Source organism: Paucibacter aquatile, from assembly GCF_002885975.1.
Lineage (GTDB): Bacteria > Pseudomonadota > Gammaproteobacteria > Burkholderiales > Burkholderiaceae_C > Paucibacter_A > Paucibacter_A aquatilis.
In genome coordinates this window covers 3,782,741-3,802,301 of sequence record NZ_POSP01000003.1, presented here as the reverse complement: position 1 = coordinate 3,802,301, position 19,561 = coordinate 3,782,741, and the positions used below count along the sequence as shown (strand labels likewise).

Genomic DNA, 19,561 nt, shown 5'->3' with positions numbered 1-19,561 from the left:
ATGCTGAGCCTGTTACAAGAAGAAACGCCCCACCCGCTCGCGGCCGCAGCCGCGGCCTCTGAACCTTGCTCCCATCGCCTCGCGGCAAAGCCCGCACTTCGAGGACTGGCCGGCCTGACGCTTTGTTTCATCGGCAGCCCCACGCTGGCGGCGGGCACCGGGGCATCGAGCGGCCACGCGGGGCTGAGCTTCGGCCTGGCGGGCATGCTCCTGATGATGGCCTTGAGTGTGTTGACCCTGGCCTACCGCCACGGTCATGAGCGCGGTGCCGGTTTGGGTCTGGGCGGGTGGATGCTGAGCCTGGCCCTGACGGCCGTGCTGAGCGTGGTGGGACCGATCGGCAGCGCCACGCTGGCACCGGCCCTGAACCTGGGCCTGCTGGCACTTGCCACCTGGTGCAGCCTCAAGTTCTTCCTGAGCCGCACCTTGCCCATGCCGCTGTGGCAAGACCTGCTGCTGCTGGGCCAGATGCTCTTGCTGCCGGCCCTGTCCAGCACCTTGCAGAACAGCCCCAGCCCGGCCACGGCAGCCTGGGCCGGCCCTTTGCACCAGTTCGCGCCGATCTGGCTGGCGCTGCAATCGCTGCTGGCCATGGCCAGCGGCTGGAAGCGGCGCGTGCGCCGGCCTGACGCTGAAGCCAAAGATGGCGGCAACGCTGCGGCCAGCCGTCGGCAGGAGGCCCGCTTCACACCGACTCTGCTGCTCGTCTGCGGCCTCGGTCTGCTGGCCGGCGCGGCGGCCGCAGCCCTGACCGGCGTGGCAGCCATCGAGCTTGGCTTGGCCCTGGGTCTGCTGCTGCCGCTGAGCCTGCTGGCCCTGGGCCTGCAGTACCTGCTGAGCTTCGCCCAGGACCGCCTGGAGGCCGAGAAGGAACATGCCCAGTTCGAGCACCGCATGCAGGAGCGGGTCACCGAAATGGAGCGCAATTTCGGTGCGCTGGCGGAGCAGCGTCTCGAGCAGGTCACCGAGCGCGAGCGCAAGCGCATTGCCGCCGACCTACACGACGACCTAGGCGCCAAGCTGCTGACCATCGTGCACACCAGCGAGTCGGACCGCATCTCCAGCCTGGCCCGGGAGGCGCTGGAAGAAATGCGCCTGTCGGTGCGCGGCCTGACCGGCAAGCCCGTGCATCTACTCGACGCTCTGGGCGACTGGCGCGCCGAGGTGGTGTCGCGCCTGGGTCAGGCCAATATCAATGCCGAGTGGAAGTCGCCGTCGGAAGACATCACCCACACCCTGCCGGCGCGTGCTTACGTGCAAACCACGCGCATCTTCCGCGAGGCGGTCAGCAACATCATCAAGCACAGCGGCGGCACCAACTGCACCATCAGCTGCAGCGTGCAGGACGGAGACTTCGTGGTGGTGATTCAGGACAATGGCCAGGGCATCCCGGCCGAGCTGGACGGCCGCCTGGACCGAGGCCACGGCATGGCCAGCATGAAGTCGCGGGCCAAGCAGATGCATGGCCAATGTCTGGTGGAGTCGGGCCCTGGCTGGGGAACCGTGATCCGCCTCACGATTCCCCTCTGACCCTTCAACCCCAAACCCGCGCATCATTCAGTTTGACGCTGCAATTGCCGAAATTGTCATACCGCTGGACCCATGTCCAGCCCAACCCTGAACGCCACCCTGCAGGCGCGCATACCGCGTGACCACAGGGCCGACCGAGAACGCCATGGACCACATCCTGCTGCTTGAAGACATTCCCGAGATCCGCGCCTGGTTGAAGGCGCTGGTGAAACAGGTGTTCGCCAATGCCCAGATCACCGAGTGCTCCCGCGTGCAGGATGCGCTGGCCTTGGTCAACAGCCAGCGTTTCAACCTCGCCCTGCTGGACCTGGGCCTGCCCGATGGCTCGGGCGTCGATGTGATTGCCGCGCTGCGCGAAAAGCAGCCCGAGGTGCAATCCGTCATCGTCACCATCCACGACGACGACGAGCACCTGTTCCCCGCCCTGCAGGCCGGCGCTTTCGGCTATCTGCTGAAAGAGCAATCGCGCGAGCTGCTGGTCGAGCAGTTGCAGCGCATGAGCCAGGGCGAGCCGCCGCTGTCGCCCTCGATCGCCCGCAAGGTGATCTCGCACTTCGCCAACCAGAAGCGCCCGCAAGCCGCCGCCGTGCTGCATGAAGTCTCCCTGACCGACCGCGAGACCGAGGTGCTGCTGCGTGTGGCCAAGGGCTTCACCCTGCCCGAGATCGGCGTGCAACTGGGCCTGTCGCGCCACACGATTGCCGATTACGTGAAGCAGATCTACCGCAAGCTCAATGTGTCTTCGCGCGCCGAAGCGGCACTGGAAGCGCAGCGCCTGGGTCTGTTCGGCCGGAACTGAGCTGCGAACCGCCGGCGACGGTGCGCTGCAAAATACTGGACGAACATCCAGCAGACGCGCGCCAAACGCGGATAATCCGCGCTCATGATTGGCAAGCTCAGCGGCGTCATCGCGGAAAAATCGCCCCCGCAGGTTCTCATCGATGTGCAAGGGGTCGGCTACGAGCTCGACGTACCCATGAGCACCTTCTACAACCTGCCCGCCCTGGGCGAGCGCACCAGCCTCCTGACGCACCTGAGCATCCGCGAGGATGCCCATGTGCTGTTCGGCTTCCTGACTGCCGAGGAGCGCGCCACCTTCCGGCAGCTGATCAAGATCAGCGGCGTGGGCCCCAAGATGGCCTTGTCCCTGCTGTCCGGCCTGTCGGTCGCGGAGTTGGCCCAAGCCGTGTCCAAGCAGGAGGCCGGCCGCCTGGTCAAGGTGCCCGGCATCGGCAAGAAGACCGCCGAACGCCTGCTGCTGGAACTCAAGGGCAAGCTGGGCCCCGATCTGGCCCTGCCGGCCAGCCTGGCCAACGACAACCAGGGCGACATCCTGCAAGCCCTGGTGGCCCTGGGCTACAGCGAGAAGGAAGCCACCGCCGCGCTCAAGCTGTTGCCGCCCGATGTGGGCGTCAGCGAGGGCATCAAGCAGGCGCTGAAGTCGCTGTCGCGTTGATGATCAAGGTGTTGATGGGCTGCGGCCGGAGACCTTTCGCATGAGCATTCAGACCGACGATTTCGCCAGCCAGGTCAGCCGCGTCATCAGCGCGGCGCCGGCCTCGCCGCGCGAGGAAGCCATCGAACGCGCCCTGCGGCCCAAGCTGCTGGACGAGTACGTGGGCCAGGCCAAGGCGCGCGAACAGCTGGAGATCTTCATCGGCGCCGCACGCAAACGCGACGAAGCGCTGGATCACGTGCTGCTCTTCGGCCCCCCGGGTCTGGGCAAGACCACGCTGTCCCACATCATCGCCGCCGAGCTGGGCGTGAACCTGCGCCAGACCTCGGGGCCGGTGTTGGAAAAGCCCAAGGATCTGGCCGCCATCCTGACCAATCTCGAGAAGAACGATGTGCTCTTCATCGACGAGATCCACCGGCTCTCGCCCGTGGTCGAGGAAATCCTCTACCCCGCACTGGAGGACTATCAGATCGACATCATGATCGGCGAGGGCCCGGCGGCCCGCTCCATCAAGCTGGACCTGCAGCCCTTCACCCTGGTCGGCGCCACCACCCGCGCCGGCATGCTGACCAACCCGCTGCGTGACCGCTTCGGCATCGTCGCCCGGCTGGAGTTTTACACCGCGGCCGAGCTGCAACGCATCGTCACCCGCTCCGCCGCCCTGCTCAACAGCGCCATCGATGCCGAGGGCGCGCTCGAGATCGCGCGCCGCTCACGTGGCACCCCGCGCATTGCCAACCGCCTGCTGCGCCGCGTGCGCGACTATGCAGAGGTGAAAGGCAATGGCCACATCGGCAAGGACATCGCCGACAAGGCCCTGGCCATGCTGGACGTGGACCCGCAGGGCTTTGACCTGATGGACCGCAAGCTGCTCGAAGCCATCGTCCACCGCTTCGACGGGGGCCCCGTCGGCCTGGACAATGTGGCCGCCGCCATCGGCGAAGAAAGCGGCACGATCGAAGACGTGATCGAGCCCTACCTGATCCAGCAGGGCTTTCTGCAACGCACCCCACGCGGCCGCATCGCCACGCTGGCCGCTTACCGCCATCTGGGCATGACCCCACCGAAAGCACACGGGCAGTTGTTCGGGGACGAATAACTTTGCGCTTGTCGCAAGGCTGGCGATGGCCGGACGACAACTTGCGGCATATCGCGGCCCCTCGTTGAGCCAATCGCTCACGCTGCGGTGGCACGGCCCGCCGCCGGGCTCATGGTTCCCGGGTCGGCTCTGCGAGCCGACTCCCCTCGGTGCTCACTGCGCGGCTCAGCGACGCCAAACTCCCTCCGTTCGCTGCGCTCACTGTGGTCAAACAGTGGCGCCGAGTCAGAGCTTGAAGCGCGCGATTACGCGCGCCAGAGCCGCTCCGCTGCGCCCTCGGCCGCGCACAAATCGCCCGTCGGCGGGCCGAACCACCTCCGGGGGTGGCGTGTTCCACCGTTGATGAGGCACATCGACCGCGATGCAAGCGCCCTGCAGCCCGTGCCGCTGCCGGGCGATTTGTGCCGGGCCGAGCAGCGCAGCGCCTCGGGGCGCGCACGTACTCGTGCGCTTCAAGTTCTGACTTGGCGCTTCTGTCTGAACGAAGCGAACGCAGTGAGCGAAGTGAGTTATGCGCCAGCCCCGAGGTGCGAGCAGCGCAGGGAAGTCGGCCCGCCAGGGCCGGCCCCGGAACCATGAGCCCGGTGGCGGCACGGGCTGCAGGGCCTCACGAGAAAATCGAGTCACTGCTTTATGAAGCAAGACACGCTCTAGCAAGCAAACACTCCAAAGCGTCGCGGATGTAAAAAAGCCGCCCGATCTCTCGATCGGGCGGCCTTTGTTTTGAATCCGGGCCCCTGTGGGCGCCCGGGTGTCAAACGCGGTGGATGGCTTACTCGGCAGCCGGCTCGGCGCCTGCGTCGACGCTGGCCATCTGTGCAGACGCCAATTCCTCGGCTTCTTGCTGAGCAATGGCGCGGCGCTCGGCGTCGTCCATCTTCTCCTTGGCATAACGGGCGCGGTGGAAAGCCATGCCGGTACCTGCGGGGATCAGGCGGCCGACGATGACGTTTTCCTTCAGGCCACGCAGCTCGTCGCGCTTGCCCATGATGGCAGCCTCGGTCAGCACGCGGGTCGTTTCCTGGAAGGAAGCGGCCGAGATGAAGGAGTCGGTCGACAGCGAAGCCTTGGTGATACCCATCAGCACGTCGGAATAGGTGGCCGGGACCTTGCCTTCCTTGCGCAGACGATCGTTGGTATCGAGCAGCTCCGAGCGTTCCACTTGCTCGTTGATGATGTAGCTGGAGTCACCGGCATTGGTGATCTGCACACGACGCAGCATCTGGCGAACGATCACCTCGATGTGCTTGTCGTTGATCTTCACACCTTGCAAACGATACACGTCCTGCACTTCGTCGACGATGTAGCGAGCCAGCTCTTCCATGCCCAGCAGGCGCAGGATGTCTTGCGGGTCGGCCGCGCCGTCCACAATCAATTCGCCGCGATTGACCACCTGGCCTTCGTGCACCAGGATGTTCTTTTCCTTGGGCACCAGCTCTTCGTGCTTCTTGCCATCGGGGTCGGTGATTTCCAGGCGGTTCTTGCCCTTGGTCTCCTTACCGAACGACACCGTACCGGTCAGTTCGGCCAGCACACCCACATCCTTGGGTGAACGGGCTTCGAACAGCTCGGCCACACGCGGCAGACCGCCGGTAATGTCACGGGTCTTCTGACCTTCCATCGGGATACGTGCCAGCACTTCACCCGGGGCCAGGTCTTGACCGTCACGCACCTGCACCAGCGCACCGACCGGGAAGCCAATGGTCACCGAGTGGTCGGTGCCAGGGATCTTCACTTCCTGGCCGTTGGCGTCCAGCAGCTTGACCTGCGGACGCACCACCTTGGCGGCACCGCGACGCTTGGGATCGATCACCACCAAGGTGGACAGACCGGTCACTTCGTCGACCTGCTTGGCCACCGTCACGCCTTCTTCCACATTCTCGAACTTCGCCTGACCGGCGAACTCGGTGATGATGGGGCGGGTCAGCGGGTCCCAATTGGCCAGGATGGTGCCGGCCTTGATGGCTTGATCCGGCTTGATGCTCAGGATCGCGCCGTACGGCACCTTGTGACGCTCACGCTCGCGACCGTGCTGGTCGGCGATGATGATTTCGCCGGAACGGGAAATCACCACCAACTCGCCCTTGCCGTTGGTCACATAACGCATGGTGGCGTTGAAGCCGATCAGACCGTCGGACTTGGCATCCACGCTGGAGGCCACAGCTGCACGCGAGGCCGCACCACCGATGTGGAAGGTACGCATGGTCAGCTGGGTACCCGGCTCACCGATCGACTGTGCAGCGATCACGCCCACCGCTTCGCCCACGTTCACCAGGCCACCGCGGCCCAGATCGCGGCCGTAGCACTTGGCGCACAGACCGTAGCGCGTGGCGCAGGTCAGCGGGGTGCGGACCTTGACTTCGTCGGCGCCGGCAGCTTCCAGCACGTCGAGGTTGTCTTCGTCCAGCATGGTGCCGGCAGTCAGCAGCACGGCCTGGGTTTCAGGGTGCAGCACGTCGGTGGCGGCAACACGACCCAGGATGCGGTCGCGCAGCGATTCGATCACTTCACCGCCTTCGACCAGGGCGCGCATGGCGATGCCGTTGTCGGTGCCGCAATCGTCCTCGATCACCACCAGATCCTGCGTCACGTCGACCAGACGACGGGTCAGGTAACCCGAGTTCGCAGTCTTCAGCGCCGTATCCGCCAGGCCCTTACGAGCACCGTGGGTGGAGATGAAGTACTGCAACACGTTCAGGCCTTCGCGGAAGTTCGCGGTAATCGGCGTCTCGATGATGGAGCCGTCCGGCTTGGCCATCAGACCCCGCATACCTGCCAACTGGCGAATCTGAGCGGCAGAACCCCGGGCGCCGGAGTCGGCCATCATGTAAATGGAATTGAACGATTCTTCGTCCACTTCCTTGCCATGACGGTCGATGGTCTTCTGCTTGGACAGCTGGCTCATCATGACCTTGCCGACTTCGTCGCCGGTCTTGCCCCAGATGTCCACGACCTTGTTGTAGCGCTCGCCCGCGGTCACCAGACCGGAGACATACTGCTGCTCGATCTCCTTGACTTCCTTCTCGGCGCGTTCGATCAGGCCCGGCTTCTGCGGCGGGACCAGCATGTCGTCCACAGCGATCGAGATGCCTGCGCGCGTGGCCAGCTTGAAACCGGACTGCAGCAGCTTGTCGGCCAGCACCACGGTTTCCTTCAGACCGCACTTGCGGAAGGAGGTGTTGATCAGGCGCGAGATTTCCTTCTTCTTCAGGGCCTTGTCGATGTTCGAGAACGGCAGGCCCTTGGGCAGGATTTCGCTCAGCAGCGCGCGACCGACGGTCGTGCTCACCAGCTTGGTCTCGGGGATCCATTCACCCGGGGTTGCGCCCTTGGTGTACTGGGTCATGCGGACATTGATCTTGGCCGTGATCTCGACGGCGCCGTTTTCCAGCGCACGGATCATTTCCGCGATGTCCGAGAACACCATGCCCTCGCCCTTGCCGTTGATGCGTTCGCGGGTCGCGTAGTACAGACCCAGCACCACGTCTTGCGACGGCACGATCGACGGTTCGCCCGAAGCAGGGAACAGCACGTTGTTGGAAGCCAGCATCAGGGTGCGGGCTTCCATCTGCGCTTCGATCGACAGCGGCACGTGAACCGCCATCTGGTCACCGTCGAAGTCGGCGTTGAAGGCCGAGCAGACGAGCGGGTGCAACTGGATGGCCTTGCCTTCGATCAGCACGGGCTCGAAAGCCTGAATGCCCAGGCGGTGCAGCGTCGGCGCACGGTTCAGCAGAACCGGGTGCTCCTTGATGACCTCTTCCAGGATGTCCCAGACCACGGGGGTGCCGGATTCGACTTCCTTCTTGGCGGCCTTGATCGTCGTCGCGATGCCCATGGCTTCCAGGCGCGAGAAGATGAAGGGCTTGAACAGTTCCAGCGCCATCAGCTTGGGCAGACCGCACTGATGCAGCTTCAGGGTCGGGCCCACGGTAATCACCGAACGACCGGAATAGTCGACGCGCTTACCCAGCAAGTTCTGACGGAAACGACCGCTCTTGCCCTTGATCATGTCGGCCAGAGACTTGAGCGCACGCTTGTTGGCGCCGGTCATGGCCTTGCCGCGACGGCCGTTGTCCAGCAGCGAGTCGACGGCTTCCTGCAGCATGCGCTTTTCGTTGCGCACGATGATCTCGGGGGCCTTCAGCTCCAGCAGGCGAGCCAGACGGTTGTTGCGGTTGATGACGCGGCGATACAGGTCGTTCAGGTCGGAGGTCGCGAAGCGGCCGCCGTCCAGCGGCACCAGCGGACGCAGGTCCGGCGGCAGCACGGGCAGGACTTCCAGCACCATCCAGCTCGGCTTGATGCCCGAACGCTTGAAGGCTTCCATGACCTTGAGGCGCTTGGAGTTCTTCTTGACCTTGAGCTCGGAGCCGGTCATGTCGTTGCGGAGCTTGTCGATCTCGATGTCGAGATCCATCTCTTCCAGCAACTTTTTGATGCCCTCGGCGCCCATCAGCGCGATGAATTCGTCGCCGAATTCCACGCGCTTCGCGTCGTAGTCGTCCTCGGTCATGATCGCGAATTTCTTCAGCGGGGTCATGCCCGGATCGACGATCACATACGCTTCAAAGTACAGCACGCGCTCGATGTCGCGCAGGGTCATGTCCAGCACCAGGCCCAGGCGCGAAGGCAGGGACTTCAGGAACCAGATGTGAGCGCAAGGCGCGGCCAGGTCGATGTGACCCATGCGGTCACGACGCACCTTGGTCTGGGTGACTTCAACGCCGCACTTCTCGCAGATGACGCCACGGTGCTTCAGGCGCTTGTACTTGCCGCACAGGCATTCGTAGTCCTTGATGGGACCGAAGATCTTGGCGCAGAACAGGCCGTCGCGTTCGGGCTTGAACGTGCGGTAGTTGATGGTCTCAGGTTTCTTCACCTCGCCGAAAGACCACGAGCGAATCTTCTCGGGCGATGCGAGCCCGATCTTGATTGCGTCGAAATGTTCGTCGGGTGTGAACTGCTTGAAAAGGTCCAGCAAGCCTTTCATGCATAACTCCTTGGTTTTTTAGTCGGATACGGAAACAGTCAGCTCAAGAGAAGGGGCCGCGCCGGGCGCTTCAAGCGCCGCGGCGGGCTGACCCCGCCCTGCCTCAGTTGCGCTCCAACTCAATATCGATACCGAGCGAACGGATTTCCTTGACCAGCACGTTGAACGATTCCGGCATGCCGGCTTCGATGGTGTGCTCGCCCTTGACGATGCTCTCGTAGACCTTGGTCCGGCCGTTCACGTCGTCGGACTTGACCGTCAGCATTTCCTGCAGGATGTAGGAGGCGCCATAAGCTTCCAGCGCCCACACTTCCATTTCACCGAAACGCTGGCCACCGAACTGGGCCTTGCCGCCCAGCGGCTGCTGGGTCACCAGGCTGTACGGGCCGGTCGAACGGGCGTGCATCTTGTCGTCCACCAAGTGGTGCAGCTTCAGCACGTGCATGTAGCCGACGGTGGTCGGGCGCTCGAAGCGCTCGCCGGTGCGGCCGTCCGACAGATAAGCCTGGGTGCGCGTGGCGGTCAGGCCCTTCTTGGCGGCGATGTCATCCGGGTAGGCCAGCTTCAGCATGGCGCGGATTTCATCTTCCTTGGCACCGTCGAACACCGGCGTGGCGAAAGGCACACCGTGGCGCAGATTGCGCGCCATTTCGATGACTTCGTCGTCGCTCAGCTGATCCAGGTCTTCAGGCTTGCCACCGGACTTGTTGTACAGCTCATCGAAGAACTGACGCAGCTCGGACACGCGGGCGTGTTCCTGCAGCATGTCGCCGATGCGCTGGCCAATGCCCTTGCCGGCCCAGCCCAGGTGAACTTCCAGGACCTGACCCACGTTCATCCGCGAGGGCACGCCCAGCGGGTTCAGCACGATGTCAGCCGGCGTACCGTCGGCCATGTAAGGCATGTCTTCGATCGGAGCGATCTTGGACACCACACCCTTGTTGCCGTGACGGCCGGCCATCTTGTCGCCAGGCTGCAGGCGGCGCTTGACGGCCAGGTAGACCTTGACCATCTTCAGCACGCCCGCCGGCAGCTCGTCGCCTTGCGTGAGCTTCTTGCGCTTTTCTTCAAAGCCCAAGTCGAAGCTGTGGCGGGTCTGCTCCAGGGAGTTCTTGATCGATTCCAGCTGGTTGGCGACTTCGTCCTCGGCGGGACGGATGTCGAACCAGTGGAACTTGTCGACGCCGGCCAGGTAGGCCTTGTCGATGACCGTACCCTTGGCGATCTTCTGCGGGCCGCCGTTGGCCACGCGGCCGATCAGCAGCTTTTCGATACGGTCAAAGGCGTCGGCCTCGACGATGCGCAGCTGGTCGTTCAGGTCCAGGCGGAAGCGCTTCAGTTCATCGTCGATGATCTGCTGGGCGCGCTTGTCACGCTGGATGCCTTCACGGGTGAAGACCTGCACGTCGATGACGGTGCCCGAGGTGCCTTGGTCGACACGCAGGGACGTGTCCTTCACGTCGGAGGCCTTCTCGCCGAAGATGGCGCGCAGCAGCTTCTCTTCCGGCGTCAGCGTGGTTTCGCCCTTGGGCGTGACCTTGCCCACCAGCACGTCGCCGGGGTTCACTTCGGCGCCGACGTAGACGATGCCCGACTCGTCCAGGCGAGCCAGTTGCTGCTCGGACAGGTTGGGAATGTCGCGGGTGATTTCTTCGCTGCCCAGCTTGGTGTCACGCGCGTTGACCACCAGTTCCTCGATGTGGATCGAGGTGTAGCGGTCTTCGGCGATCACGCGTTCGGAGATCAGGATCGAGTCTTCGAAGTTGTAGCCGTTCCAGGGCATGAAGGCGACCAGCATGTTCTGGCCCAGAGCCAGCTCACCGATGTCGGTGGAGGCGCCGTCCGCGATGATGTCTTCAGCCGCCACATGGTCACCGCGCTTGACGATCGGGCGCTGGTGGATGTTGGTGTTCTGGTTGGAACGCTGGTACTTGATCAGGTTGTAGATGTCGACGCCGACTTCACCGGCCACGGTCTCCGCGTCATTGACGCGAATCACGATACGGTTGGTGTCCACGTAGTCCACGATACCGCCGCGGCGAGCTGCCACCACGGTACCCGAGTCCTTGGCCGCCACGCGCTCGACACCGGTACCGACCAGGGCCTTTTCGGGGCGCAGGATGGGCACGGCTTGACGCTGCATATTGGCGCCCATCAGTGCACGGTTCGCATCGTCGTGCTCCAGGAAGGGCACGAGCGAGGCAGCGACCGACACGATCTGCGTAGGCGCCACGTCCATGTACTGGATGCGCTCGGGCGAGGTCAGCACCGATTCGCCGTTCTCACGGGCCGAGACCAGCTCGTCGATCAGCGCGCCTTCCTTGCTCAGCGAAGCATTGGCCTGAGCGATGACGTACTTGCCTTCCTCGATGGCGGACAGGTAGTCGATCTGCTTGGTGACCTTGCCTTCAACCACGCGGCGATACGGCGTTTCCAGGAAGCCGTACTCATTCAACTGAGCGTACAGCGCCAGGGAGTTGATCAGACCGATGTTCGGGCCTTCCGGCGTTTCGATCGGGCAGACACGGCCGTAATGGGTGGGGTGCACGTCCCGGACTTCGAAGCCGGCACGTTCGCGGGTCAGACCGCCCGGGCCCAGTGCGGAGACACGACGCTTGTGCGTGATTTCCGACAGCGGGTTGGTTTGGTCCATGAACTGCGACAGCTGCGAGGCACCGAAGAATTCCTTCAGTGCAGCCGAGATCGGCTTGCTGTTGATCAGGTCATGCGGCATCAGGGCTTCGGTCTCGGCCTGGCCCAGACGTTCCTTGACGGCCTTTTCGATACGAGCCAGACCCGAGCGGTACTGGTTTTCGGCCAGTTCGCCCACGCAGCGCACGCGACGGTTGCCCAGGTGGTCGATGTCATCGACTTCGCCGCGGCCATTGCGCAGCTCGACCAGGATCTTGACGACGTCCAGGATGTCCTCGTTGGACAGCGTCATCGCACCTTCGGGCGTGTCGCGGCCGGCACGGGCGTTGAACTTCATCCGGCCCACGCGCGACAGATCGTAGGTGTCGGCGTTGTAGAACAGGCGGTTGAACAGGGCCTCGACGGCGTCTTCCGTCGGCGGCTCGCCGGGGCGCATCATGCGGTAGATGGCGACGCGGGCAGCCAGCTGGTCGACGGTTTCGTCGGTGGCCAGGGTCTGGCTGATGTAGGCGCCTTCGTCCAGTTCATTGGTGAACAGGCACTGCACGTCCTTGATGCCGGCGGCGCGCAGCTTCTTCAGCAGCGCGTCGGTCAGCTCGTCATTGGCCTTGGCGATGATTTCACCGGTGTCGCCGTCGACCATGTTCTTGGCCAGCACGCGGCCGAGCAGGAAGTCTTCGGGCACGGTGACGTGCTGGGTGCCGGATTGCTCCAGCTGGCGGGTGTGGCGCGCGGTGATGCGCTTGTCCTTCTCGACGATGACGGCACCGCTCTTGTCGGTGATGTCAAAGCGAGCGACTTCGCCCTTCAGGCGATCGGCCACGAATTCCATCTGCGCACCCACGTCCATCAGACGGAAGTTGTCGAAGACGAAGAAGTGGGCCAGGATCTGCTCGGGGTTCAGGCCGATGGCCTTGAGCAGGATGGTGACCGGCATCTTGCGACGGCGGTCCACGCGGAAGAACAGGATGTCCTTGGCGTCGAATTCGAAGTCCAGCCACGAACCGCGGTAAGGGATGATGCGTGCCGAGAACAGCAGCTTGCCGGACGAGTGGGTCTTGCCCTTGTCGTGTTCGAAGAACACGCCGGGCGAACGGTGCAGCTGCGAGACGATGACACGCTCGGTGCCATTGACGATGAAGGAACCGTAGTCGGTCATCAGGGGCACTTCGCCCATGTAGACCTCTTGTTCCTTGATTTCCTTGACGGTCTTCGCCTGGGGCGATTCACGGTCGTAAATGATCATCTGCAGACGCGCGCGCACGGCGGCTGCATAGGTCAAGCCACGCTGCTGGCACTCACGGGTGTCGAACGGCGGCTTGGCAATGTTGTATTCGAGGAATTTCATTTCCACGAAACCGTTGTGCGAAACAATCGGGAACGCGGACAGGAAGGCTGCCTGCAGGCCTTCGGCCTTGCGCTTGGTGGGCGGCAGATCCTTCTGCAGGAAGGCGACATAGGCCTCCCGCTGCATGGTGAGCAAATAGGGAACGTTGAGAACGCTCTCACGCTTGCCGAAGCTCTTGCGAATCCGCTTGCGCTCGGTATAGCTATAGGGGGTTGCTTGCGCCATAAACACTCCGTGTCGAGAGCCCACCCCTGGCCGTGGGACGGGCTTCGTCGGCGACTGGCTACTCGAGCATTGCGCTCGCGCTTGGTGGTTGGCCACTACCAACCGCTGGCGGACAACCCCGGTCACATGCTCATGTGAACCGAAGTCCGACCAAACCGGCTCTCTGCAGTCGGATCAGAGAACACTTGAAAGAACCGCGCATCATACCTCGCGCGAAGCTTTCAACTATTCTCAACAGGACTAACCCCTAAAACAGCAAAAGGGGGAGGTCCTCAGACCTACCCCTTTCAGGCTCCAAGCCACCGTCTCGCGGTTCGCTGCCCTACCCCAATCCTCGTCAGGCAGGGGGCCAGCGCACATGCAAGACCCGCTTGCAGCCGGGTCGATGGGAGCGAAGCTGCCAGGCAGCTCACCCCCAAGCCAATTACTTGACTTCGACCTTGGCGCCAGCTTCTTCCAGCTTCTTCTTGGCGGCTTCGGCGTCGGCCTTGGCAACACCTTCCTTGACAGCCTTGGGAGCGCCGTCGACCAGGTCCTTGGCTTCCTTCAGACCCAGACCGGTGATTTCGCGCACGGCCTTGATGACGGACACCTTGTTGGCGCCAGCGTCGGTCAGCACGACGTTGAACTCGGTCTTTTCTTCAGCGGCAGCAGCGCCACCAGCAGCAGCGCCGCCAGCAGCAGGAGCAGCCATCGAAGCGGCGGACACGCCGAACTTCTCTTCAATTGCTTTGACCAGATCGTTCAGTTCCAGAACGGTCATGCTGTCCAGAGCGGCCAGGAATGCGTCTTTATCGAATGCCATGATAGTTTCCTAATAACAGATAGATTGCAGAGTACGGGGCTACGCGCTTCAGGCTGCAGCAGTTTCGGCCGGGGCTTCTGCGCCACCGCCCTTTTGCTGAGCCAGAGCTGCCAGCACGGCCGCGGTGCGTTGCACCGGCGACAGCAGCAGGCCAGCGATTTGCGACAGCAAGACTTCCTTGCTGGGCACGGATGCCAGGGCCTTGATGCCGTTGGCATCCAGAGCCTTGCCACCGTAGGCGCCACCCTTGACGACGAGCTTGTCGTTGGTCTTGGCGAAGTCAGCGATGACCTTCGCGGCAGCGACCGCGTCCTCGGAAAAACCGTAGATCAGCGGGCCGACCATGCTCTCCGCAGCAGCTTCGAACGGGGTGCCAGCGACAGCACGGCGAGCCAGGGTGTTCTTCAGCACGTGAAGATACACACCTTGGGCACGCGCGGTGACGCGCAGCTTGTTCAAGGCTTCAACGGTGAGGCCACGGTACTCGGCCAGCGCCAGGGTCTGCGACTTGGCTGCCTGGGCGGCCACTTCGGAGACGACGGTTGCCTTCTCGTTGCGATTGAGACTCAAGGTCTACTCCTCACAAAAACGTGTCTTCCGCCTTGCGGCATCCGACACACCGGGGTTCAGCGACCTTCTGTCAGGAAACCCAAGCCTTGCGGCTTTTCAATTCCTTTCAGCGGGACCGCCATCTGCGCTGGCCGTGAACCCGGGCTTGCACCCGAAATTCACCGATTAAGCAAAGCGCTGCAGCCACAAGGGCTCGCACTTCGCACCAGCGGTCTTGGATGACGCGCCAGCGAACCGGAATTCGCCGACGCCCCACCAATTCATCAATGCAGCGCCAGACCAGCGCCGCATTTCAATCGAATTCGCTTGCGACCGATCAGGCCGAAGCTTGTGCGTTGATGCTGGCCACATCCACGCGGGCGCCAACGCCCATCGTGGAGGAGATCGCCACCTTGCGCAGGTAGACGCCCTTGCTGCTGGCCGGCTTGGCCTTGTTCAGGGCTTCGATCAGAGCACGCAGATTGCCTTCCAGCTTGTCGTTCTCGAACGAGCGACGACCCAGGGTGCCGTGAATGATGCCGCCCTTGTCCACGCGGAACTGGACTTGACCCGCCTTGGCGTTCTTGACAGCGGTGGCCACATCGGGGGTGACGGTGCCGACCTTGGGGTTAGGCATCAGGCCACGGGGACCCAGCACTTGACCCAGGGTACCGACGATACGCATGGTGTCGGGCGAAGCGATCACCACATCGAAGGGCATGTCGCCCGCCTTGATGCGCTCGGCCAGGTCTTCCATGCCGACCACGTCCGCACCGGCGGCCTTGGCTTCTTCAGCCTTGGCGCCTTGGGCGAACACAGCGACGCGCTTGGTCTTGCCCAGACCGTGAGGCATCACGACCGCGCCGCGAACGACTTGGTCAGACTTCTTGGCGTCCACGCCCAGTTGCACGGCCACGTCGATGGACTCGTCAAACTTGGCAGTGGCCAGGCTCTTCACCAGGGCCAGCGCTTCACCCAGGGGGTACAGCTTGGTGGTTTCGACCTTGCCTTGCAGGGCCTTTTGGCGTTTAGTCAGCTTTGCCATTTCAGACACCCTCCACCAGCACGCCCATCGAGCGAGCGGAACCAGCAATCGTACGAACAGCGGCGTCCAGATCAGCAGCGGTCAAGTCCTTGACCTTGATCTTGGCGATTTCTTCCAGCTGGGCGCGGGTCAGCTTGCCAACCTTCTCGAGGTGGGCCTTTTGCGAACCCTTGTCGATCTTGGCAGCCTTCTTGATCAGGGCGGTCGCCGGGGGCGACTTGATCACGAAGGTGAAGCTCTTGTCTGCGAAGGCGGTGATCACCACCGGCAACTTCATACCCGGCTCGTGGCCTTGGGTCTGAGCGTTGAACGCCTTGCAGAATTCCATGATGTTCAGACCGCGCTGACCCAGCGCCGGACCGACCGGAGGCGAAGGATTGGCCTTGCCTGCCGCGACTTGCAGCTTGATAAAGCCGACAATTTTCTTGGCCATGATTTCTCCTGAAAGAGCCACAGCGGCCTCGCCGCAGCTCTTGAGTGCTAGCACAAGGGGCTGAAGGCATATCGCCTCTTACCCTTGCTCCTCTTGCCCGCGTCTCGTCGCAGGCTGACTACGGACAGGATGCGCTGCTCTTGCGAACGACGCGAGCCCTGTCAGGCTCTTGAACAGCAGATGTGGCTCAGACCTTCTCGACTTGCGAGAAGTCCAGCTCCACCGGCGTGGCGCGGCCGAAGATGGTGACCGACACACGAACCTTGGACTTGTCGTAGTTGACGTCCTCGATGGCGCCGTTGAAGTCCGTGAACGGGCCTTCCTTGACGCGCACGATTTCGCCGACCATCCACTCGACCTTGGGCCGGGGCTTTTCGACACCTTCCTGCATCTGGCTGACGATCTTCATCACCTCAGACTCAGAAATCGGCGCCGGGCGGTTCTTCGCACCACCCACAAAGCCCGTCACCTTCGAGGTGTGCTTGACCAAGTGCCAGGTGTCGTCTTCCATCACCATTTCCACCAGCACATAGCCGGGAAAGAAACGGCGCTCGGTCACGGCCTTCTTGCCGTTCTTCAGTTCTACCACTTCTTCGGTCGGCACCAGGATGCGACCGAACTTGTCTTGCATGCCGGCGCGATCAATACGCTCACGCAGATTGCGCTCGACGGCCTTCTCCATGCCTGAATAGGCGTGCACCACATACCAGCGCTTGGGAAGCCCGGCGGGGGCTGCAGCAGCCTCGGTCACGACAGTGCCTTGTTCTTCAGTCATTGCAATCCTTCAACGCTCTACAACGCTTGCCTTGCGGCTCAATTCCAGCGCGAAAGACGCCCGCAGGCGTCTGTTCACGATTCGGTCAACGCTTCCAACCCAGAATCAAGTCGTAAATCACCCATTCCAGGGTCTTGTCCGTGATCCAGAGGAACAAGGCCATCACCACGACAAAGGCAAACACATAGCCGGTCATCTGGCGCGCCTCTTTGTGCGTGGGCCACACGACCTTGCGCACTTCGCGACTCGAATCACGACCGTAAGCAATCAACGACTTGCCCGCTTCGGAGGTAAAAAACGCTGCCAACGCTGCCGCCAGCAAGACCAGCAAGGCACCCCACTGAACCCACTGCCCCTGCTTGGCCAGGTAGTAATACGCGAACAGCGCAGCAGCCAGCAACACGGCGGCGGCACCCAGCTTTGCCTTGTCGGCGCTGGTGGTCACGGTTTCGACTTGAGGATTCGACATTGATTCGGTTCCATGCCCAGCCTCACAGCTGCGCATTCAATTCTTCGGAAGTGTCGGTGGCGATACCCACCAGCAGCAAAGCCCGCCGGGATGAACTCCCGCGGGCCGATGCCTGGACCAACAAACCAGCTTCCGCGATCAACGGTGGCTGGCAGGGGCAGAGGGTCTCGAACCCCCAACCTTCGGTTTTGGAGACCGACGCTCTGCCAATTGAGCTATGCCCCTGTGGCCTTACAAATCTTAAGCGAGGATGGTGGCAACCACACCCGAACCCACGGTACGGCCACCTTCGCGGATCGCGAAGCGCAGACCGGTTTCCATGGCGATCGGAGCGATCAGCTTCACGGTGATGCCGACGTTGTCGCCGGGCATGACCATTTCCTTGTCGGCCGGCAGCTCCACAGCACCGGTCACGTCCGTCGTACGGAAGTAGAACTGGGGACGGTAGTTGTTGAAGAACGGGGTGTGACGGCCGCCTTCTTCCTTGCTCAGCACATACACCTCAGCGGTGAAGTGGGTGTGCGGCTTGATGGTGCCGGGCTTGGCCAGCACTTGGCCGCGCTCCACGTCTTCGCGCTTGGTGCCGCGCAGCAGGATACCGACGTTGTCGCCGGCTTGACCTTGGTCCAGCAGCTTGCGGAACATTTCCACGCCGGTGACGGTGGTCTTCTGCACGTCGCGGATACCGACGATTTCGATTTCTTCGCCGACCTTGATGATGCCACGCTCAACGCGACCGGTCACCACGGTGCCACGACCCGAGATCGAGAACACGTCTTCGACCGGCAGCAGGAAAGCACCGTCCACAGCGCGCTCAGGCGTGGGGATGTAGCTGTCCAGAGCGTCAGCCAGGCGCATGATGGCTTGCTCGCCCAGATCGCCGGTGTCGCCTTCCAGAGCCAGCTTGGCCGAACCCTTGATGATGGGGGTGTCGTCGCCGGGGAAGTCGTACTTGCTCAGCAGCTCGCGCACTTCCATTTCCACCAGTTCCAGCAGCTCGGCGTCATCCACCATGTCGCACTTGTTCAGGAACACGATGATGTACTTCACACCCACTTGGCGAGCCAGCAGGATGTGCTCGCGGGTCTGGGGCATCGGGCCGTCAGCGGCCGAGCACACCAGGATCGCGCCGTCCATCTGTGCGGCGCCGGTGATCATGTTCTTCACATAGTCAGCGTGGCCGGGGCAGTCCACGTGGGCGTAGTGACGGCCAGCGGTTTCGTACTCGACGTGAGCGGTGTTGATGGTGATGCCGCGAGCCTTTTCTTCAGGCGCAGCGTCGATCTGGTCGTAGGCCTTGGCCTCGCCGCCGAACTTCTTCGACAGCACGGTCGCGATCGCAGCCGTCAGGGTCGTCTTGCCATGGTCCACGTGACCGATGGTGCCGACGTTGACGTGCGGCTTGGTGCGTTCAAACTTGCTTTTTGCCATTTCTGCGCTCCTGAGAAGGACTCGATCAGACTAGAAGAAGAAAAGAGGTGGTGCCCATGACGCGGATCGAACGCGTGACCTCTCCCTTACCAAGGGAGTGCTCTACCACTGAGCCACATGGGCATCGGCACGGGTTTGCAGGCTGCTTGCAGAGAACCACAAACCCGTGACGACACAAACTGACACTGCTTCGCTTCTCACCCAACTCTGGAGCGGGAAACGGGAATCGAACCCGTGTCATTAGCTTGGAAGGCTAAGGTTCTACCATTGAACTACTCCCGCCCGGGAGCCCTGCCACTTGACTTGGGATCGAGCTGCCGGACCAGCCGACAGCTCGAATCAAGAAAAGCGTTTGCCTTGGTGGAGGAGGCTGGATTCGAACCAGCGTACGCGTAAGCGGGCAGATTTACAGTCTGCTGCCTTTAACCACTCGGCCACCCCTCCGAGGCAAGCCCGCTACTGTAGCACAGCATTTTTCCTGCGCCAACAAATTTTCTGAAAATCTTTCAGGGCCATGGCCGCGAGCGCTTGAACGCACCCAGACACCCATCCCGCAACGCCCCAGAACCCAGGGGGTTTACCGGTGGCGAACACGCTGAACAAAGGACCGTTGGTCGCAGCCGGCTCTTTTGGACACACTTCTCCGCACTAGCCTCCGCGACAGACCCCCCAATCAACTGAAGCCAAGCAGATTCACGAGCGAAAGATTCACGACCGAAGACAGGCACCACACACGCAGGCGTTTCGCGCA

Annotated in this window: 13 protein-coding genes and 4 tRNA genes; 4 read left to right on the top strand and 13 right to left on the bottom strand. The window is 62.7% G+C overall.

What is annotated here, in order from left to right; translation table 11 throughout:
• Positions 1-204 precede the first annotated feature (204 nt).
• The 4 genes from C1O66_RS24665 to ruvB all read left to right on the top strand — a co-directional run bounded on the left by C1O66_RS24665 (position 205) and on the right by ruvB (position 4,085).
• Positions 205-1,530 (top strand): sensor histidine kinase, encoded by a 1,326-nt coding sequence (locus C1O66_RS24665; protein WP_279305048.1) that lies wholly within the window; start codon positions 205-207, stop codon positions 1,528-1,530.
• Positions 1,531-1,675: 145 nt separating this feature from the next.
• The gene (locus tag C1O66_RS19500; RefSeq protein ID WP_102769750.1) at positions 1,676-2,329 is read left to right on the top strand and encodes a response regulator; all 654 of its coding nucleotides are present in this window, start codon (positions 1,676-1,678) and stop codon (positions 2,327-2,329) included.
• Positions 2,330-2,413: 84 nt separating this feature from the next.
• Complete coding sequence (gene ruvA, locus C1O66_RS19495; RefSeq protein ID WP_102769417.1) at positions 2,414-2,986, top strand: Holliday junction branch migration protein RuvA; 573 nt, start codon at positions 2,414-2,416, stop codon at positions 2,984-2,986.
• Positions 2,987-3,026: 40 nt separating this feature from the next.
• Positions 3,027-4,085 (top strand): Holliday junction branch migration DNA helicase RuvB, encoded by a 1,059-nt coding sequence (gene ruvB, locus C1O66_RS19490; protein WP_102769416.1) that lies wholly within the window; start codon positions 3,027-3,029, stop codon positions 4,083-4,085.
• 772 nt (positions 4,086-4,857) lie between these two features.
• Here the strand turns inward: ruvB and rpoC are convergent.
• The 13 genes from rpoC to C1O66_RS19425 form a co-directional block, all read right to left on the bottom strand.
• Positions 4,858-9,078, bottom strand: a complete 4,221-nt coding sequence (rpoC, locus tag C1O66_RS19485) for a DNA-directed RNA polymerase subunit beta' (protein ID WP_102769415.1) — start codon at positions 9,076-9,078, stop codon at positions 4,858-4,860.
• Between the two features lie 103 nt (positions 9,079-9,181).
• Complete coding sequence (gene rpoB, locus C1O66_RS19480; RefSeq protein WP_102769414.1) at positions 9,182-13,303, bottom strand: DNA-directed RNA polymerase subunit beta; 4,122 nt, start codon at positions 13,301-13,303, stop codon at positions 9,182-9,184.
• 424 nt (positions 13,304-13,727) lie between these two features.
• Positions 13,728-14,108: a 50S ribosomal protein L7/L12 gene (rplL, locus tag C1O66_RS19475; protein ID WP_102769413.1), complete on the bottom strand. Its 381-nt coding sequence runs from the start codon at positions 14,106-14,108 to the stop codon at positions 13,728-13,730.
• A gap of 48 nt (positions 14,109-14,156) precedes the next feature.
• Entirely contained in the window at positions 14,157-14,678 is a 522-nt protein-coding gene (gene rplJ / locus C1O66_RS19470; protein WP_102769412.1) for a 50S ribosomal protein L10, read from the bottom strand.
• Positions 14,679-14,994: 316 nt separating this feature from the next.
• Positions 14,995-15,702: a 50S ribosomal protein L1 gene (rplA, locus tag C1O66_RS19465; protein WP_102769411.1), complete on the bottom strand. Its 708-nt coding sequence runs from the start codon at positions 15,700-15,702 to the stop codon at positions 14,995-14,997.
• A gap of 1 nt (position 15,703) precedes the next feature.
• Complete coding sequence (rplK, locus tag C1O66_RS19460; protein ID WP_102769410.1) at positions 15,704-16,135, bottom strand: 50S ribosomal protein L11; 432 nt, start codon at positions 16,133-16,135, stop codon at positions 15,704-15,706.
• A 187-nt stretch (positions 16,136-16,322) separates the two neighbouring features.
• The gene (gene nusG, locus C1O66_RS19455; protein WP_102769409.1) at positions 16,323-16,910 is read right to left on the bottom strand and encodes a transcription termination/antitermination protein NusG; all 588 of its coding nucleotides are present in this window, start codon (positions 16,908-16,910) and stop codon (positions 16,323-16,325) included.
• Positions 16,911-16,995: 85 nt separating this feature from the next.
• Complete coding sequence (secE, locus tag C1O66_RS19450; RefSeq protein WP_102769408.1) at positions 16,996-17,379, bottom strand: preprotein translocase subunit SecE; 384 nt, start codon at positions 17,377-17,379, stop codon at positions 16,996-16,998.
• 149 nt (positions 17,380-17,528) lie between these two features.
• Positions 17,529-17,604 (bottom strand) — tRNA-Trp (locus C1O66_RS19445).
• 15 nt (positions 17,605-17,619) lie between these two features.
• A complete protein-coding gene (gene tuf / locus C1O66_RS19440) occupies positions 17,620-18,810 on the bottom strand; it encodes an elongation factor Tu (RefSeq protein ID WP_102766014.1) in 1,191 nt (396 codons plus the stop codon).
• A 48-nt stretch (positions 18,811-18,858) separates the two neighbouring features.
• Positions 18,859-18,933: transfer RNA gene (locus C1O66_RS19435), tRNA-Thr, on the bottom strand.
• 85 nt (positions 18,934-19,018) lie between these two features.
• Positions 19,019-19,092 (bottom strand) — tRNA-Gly (locus tag C1O66_RS19430).
• Positions 19,093-19,168: 76 nt separating this feature from the next.
• Positions 19,169-19,254: transfer RNA gene (locus C1O66_RS19425), tRNA-Tyr, on the bottom strand.
• Positions 19,255-19,561 lie beyond the last annotated feature (307 nt).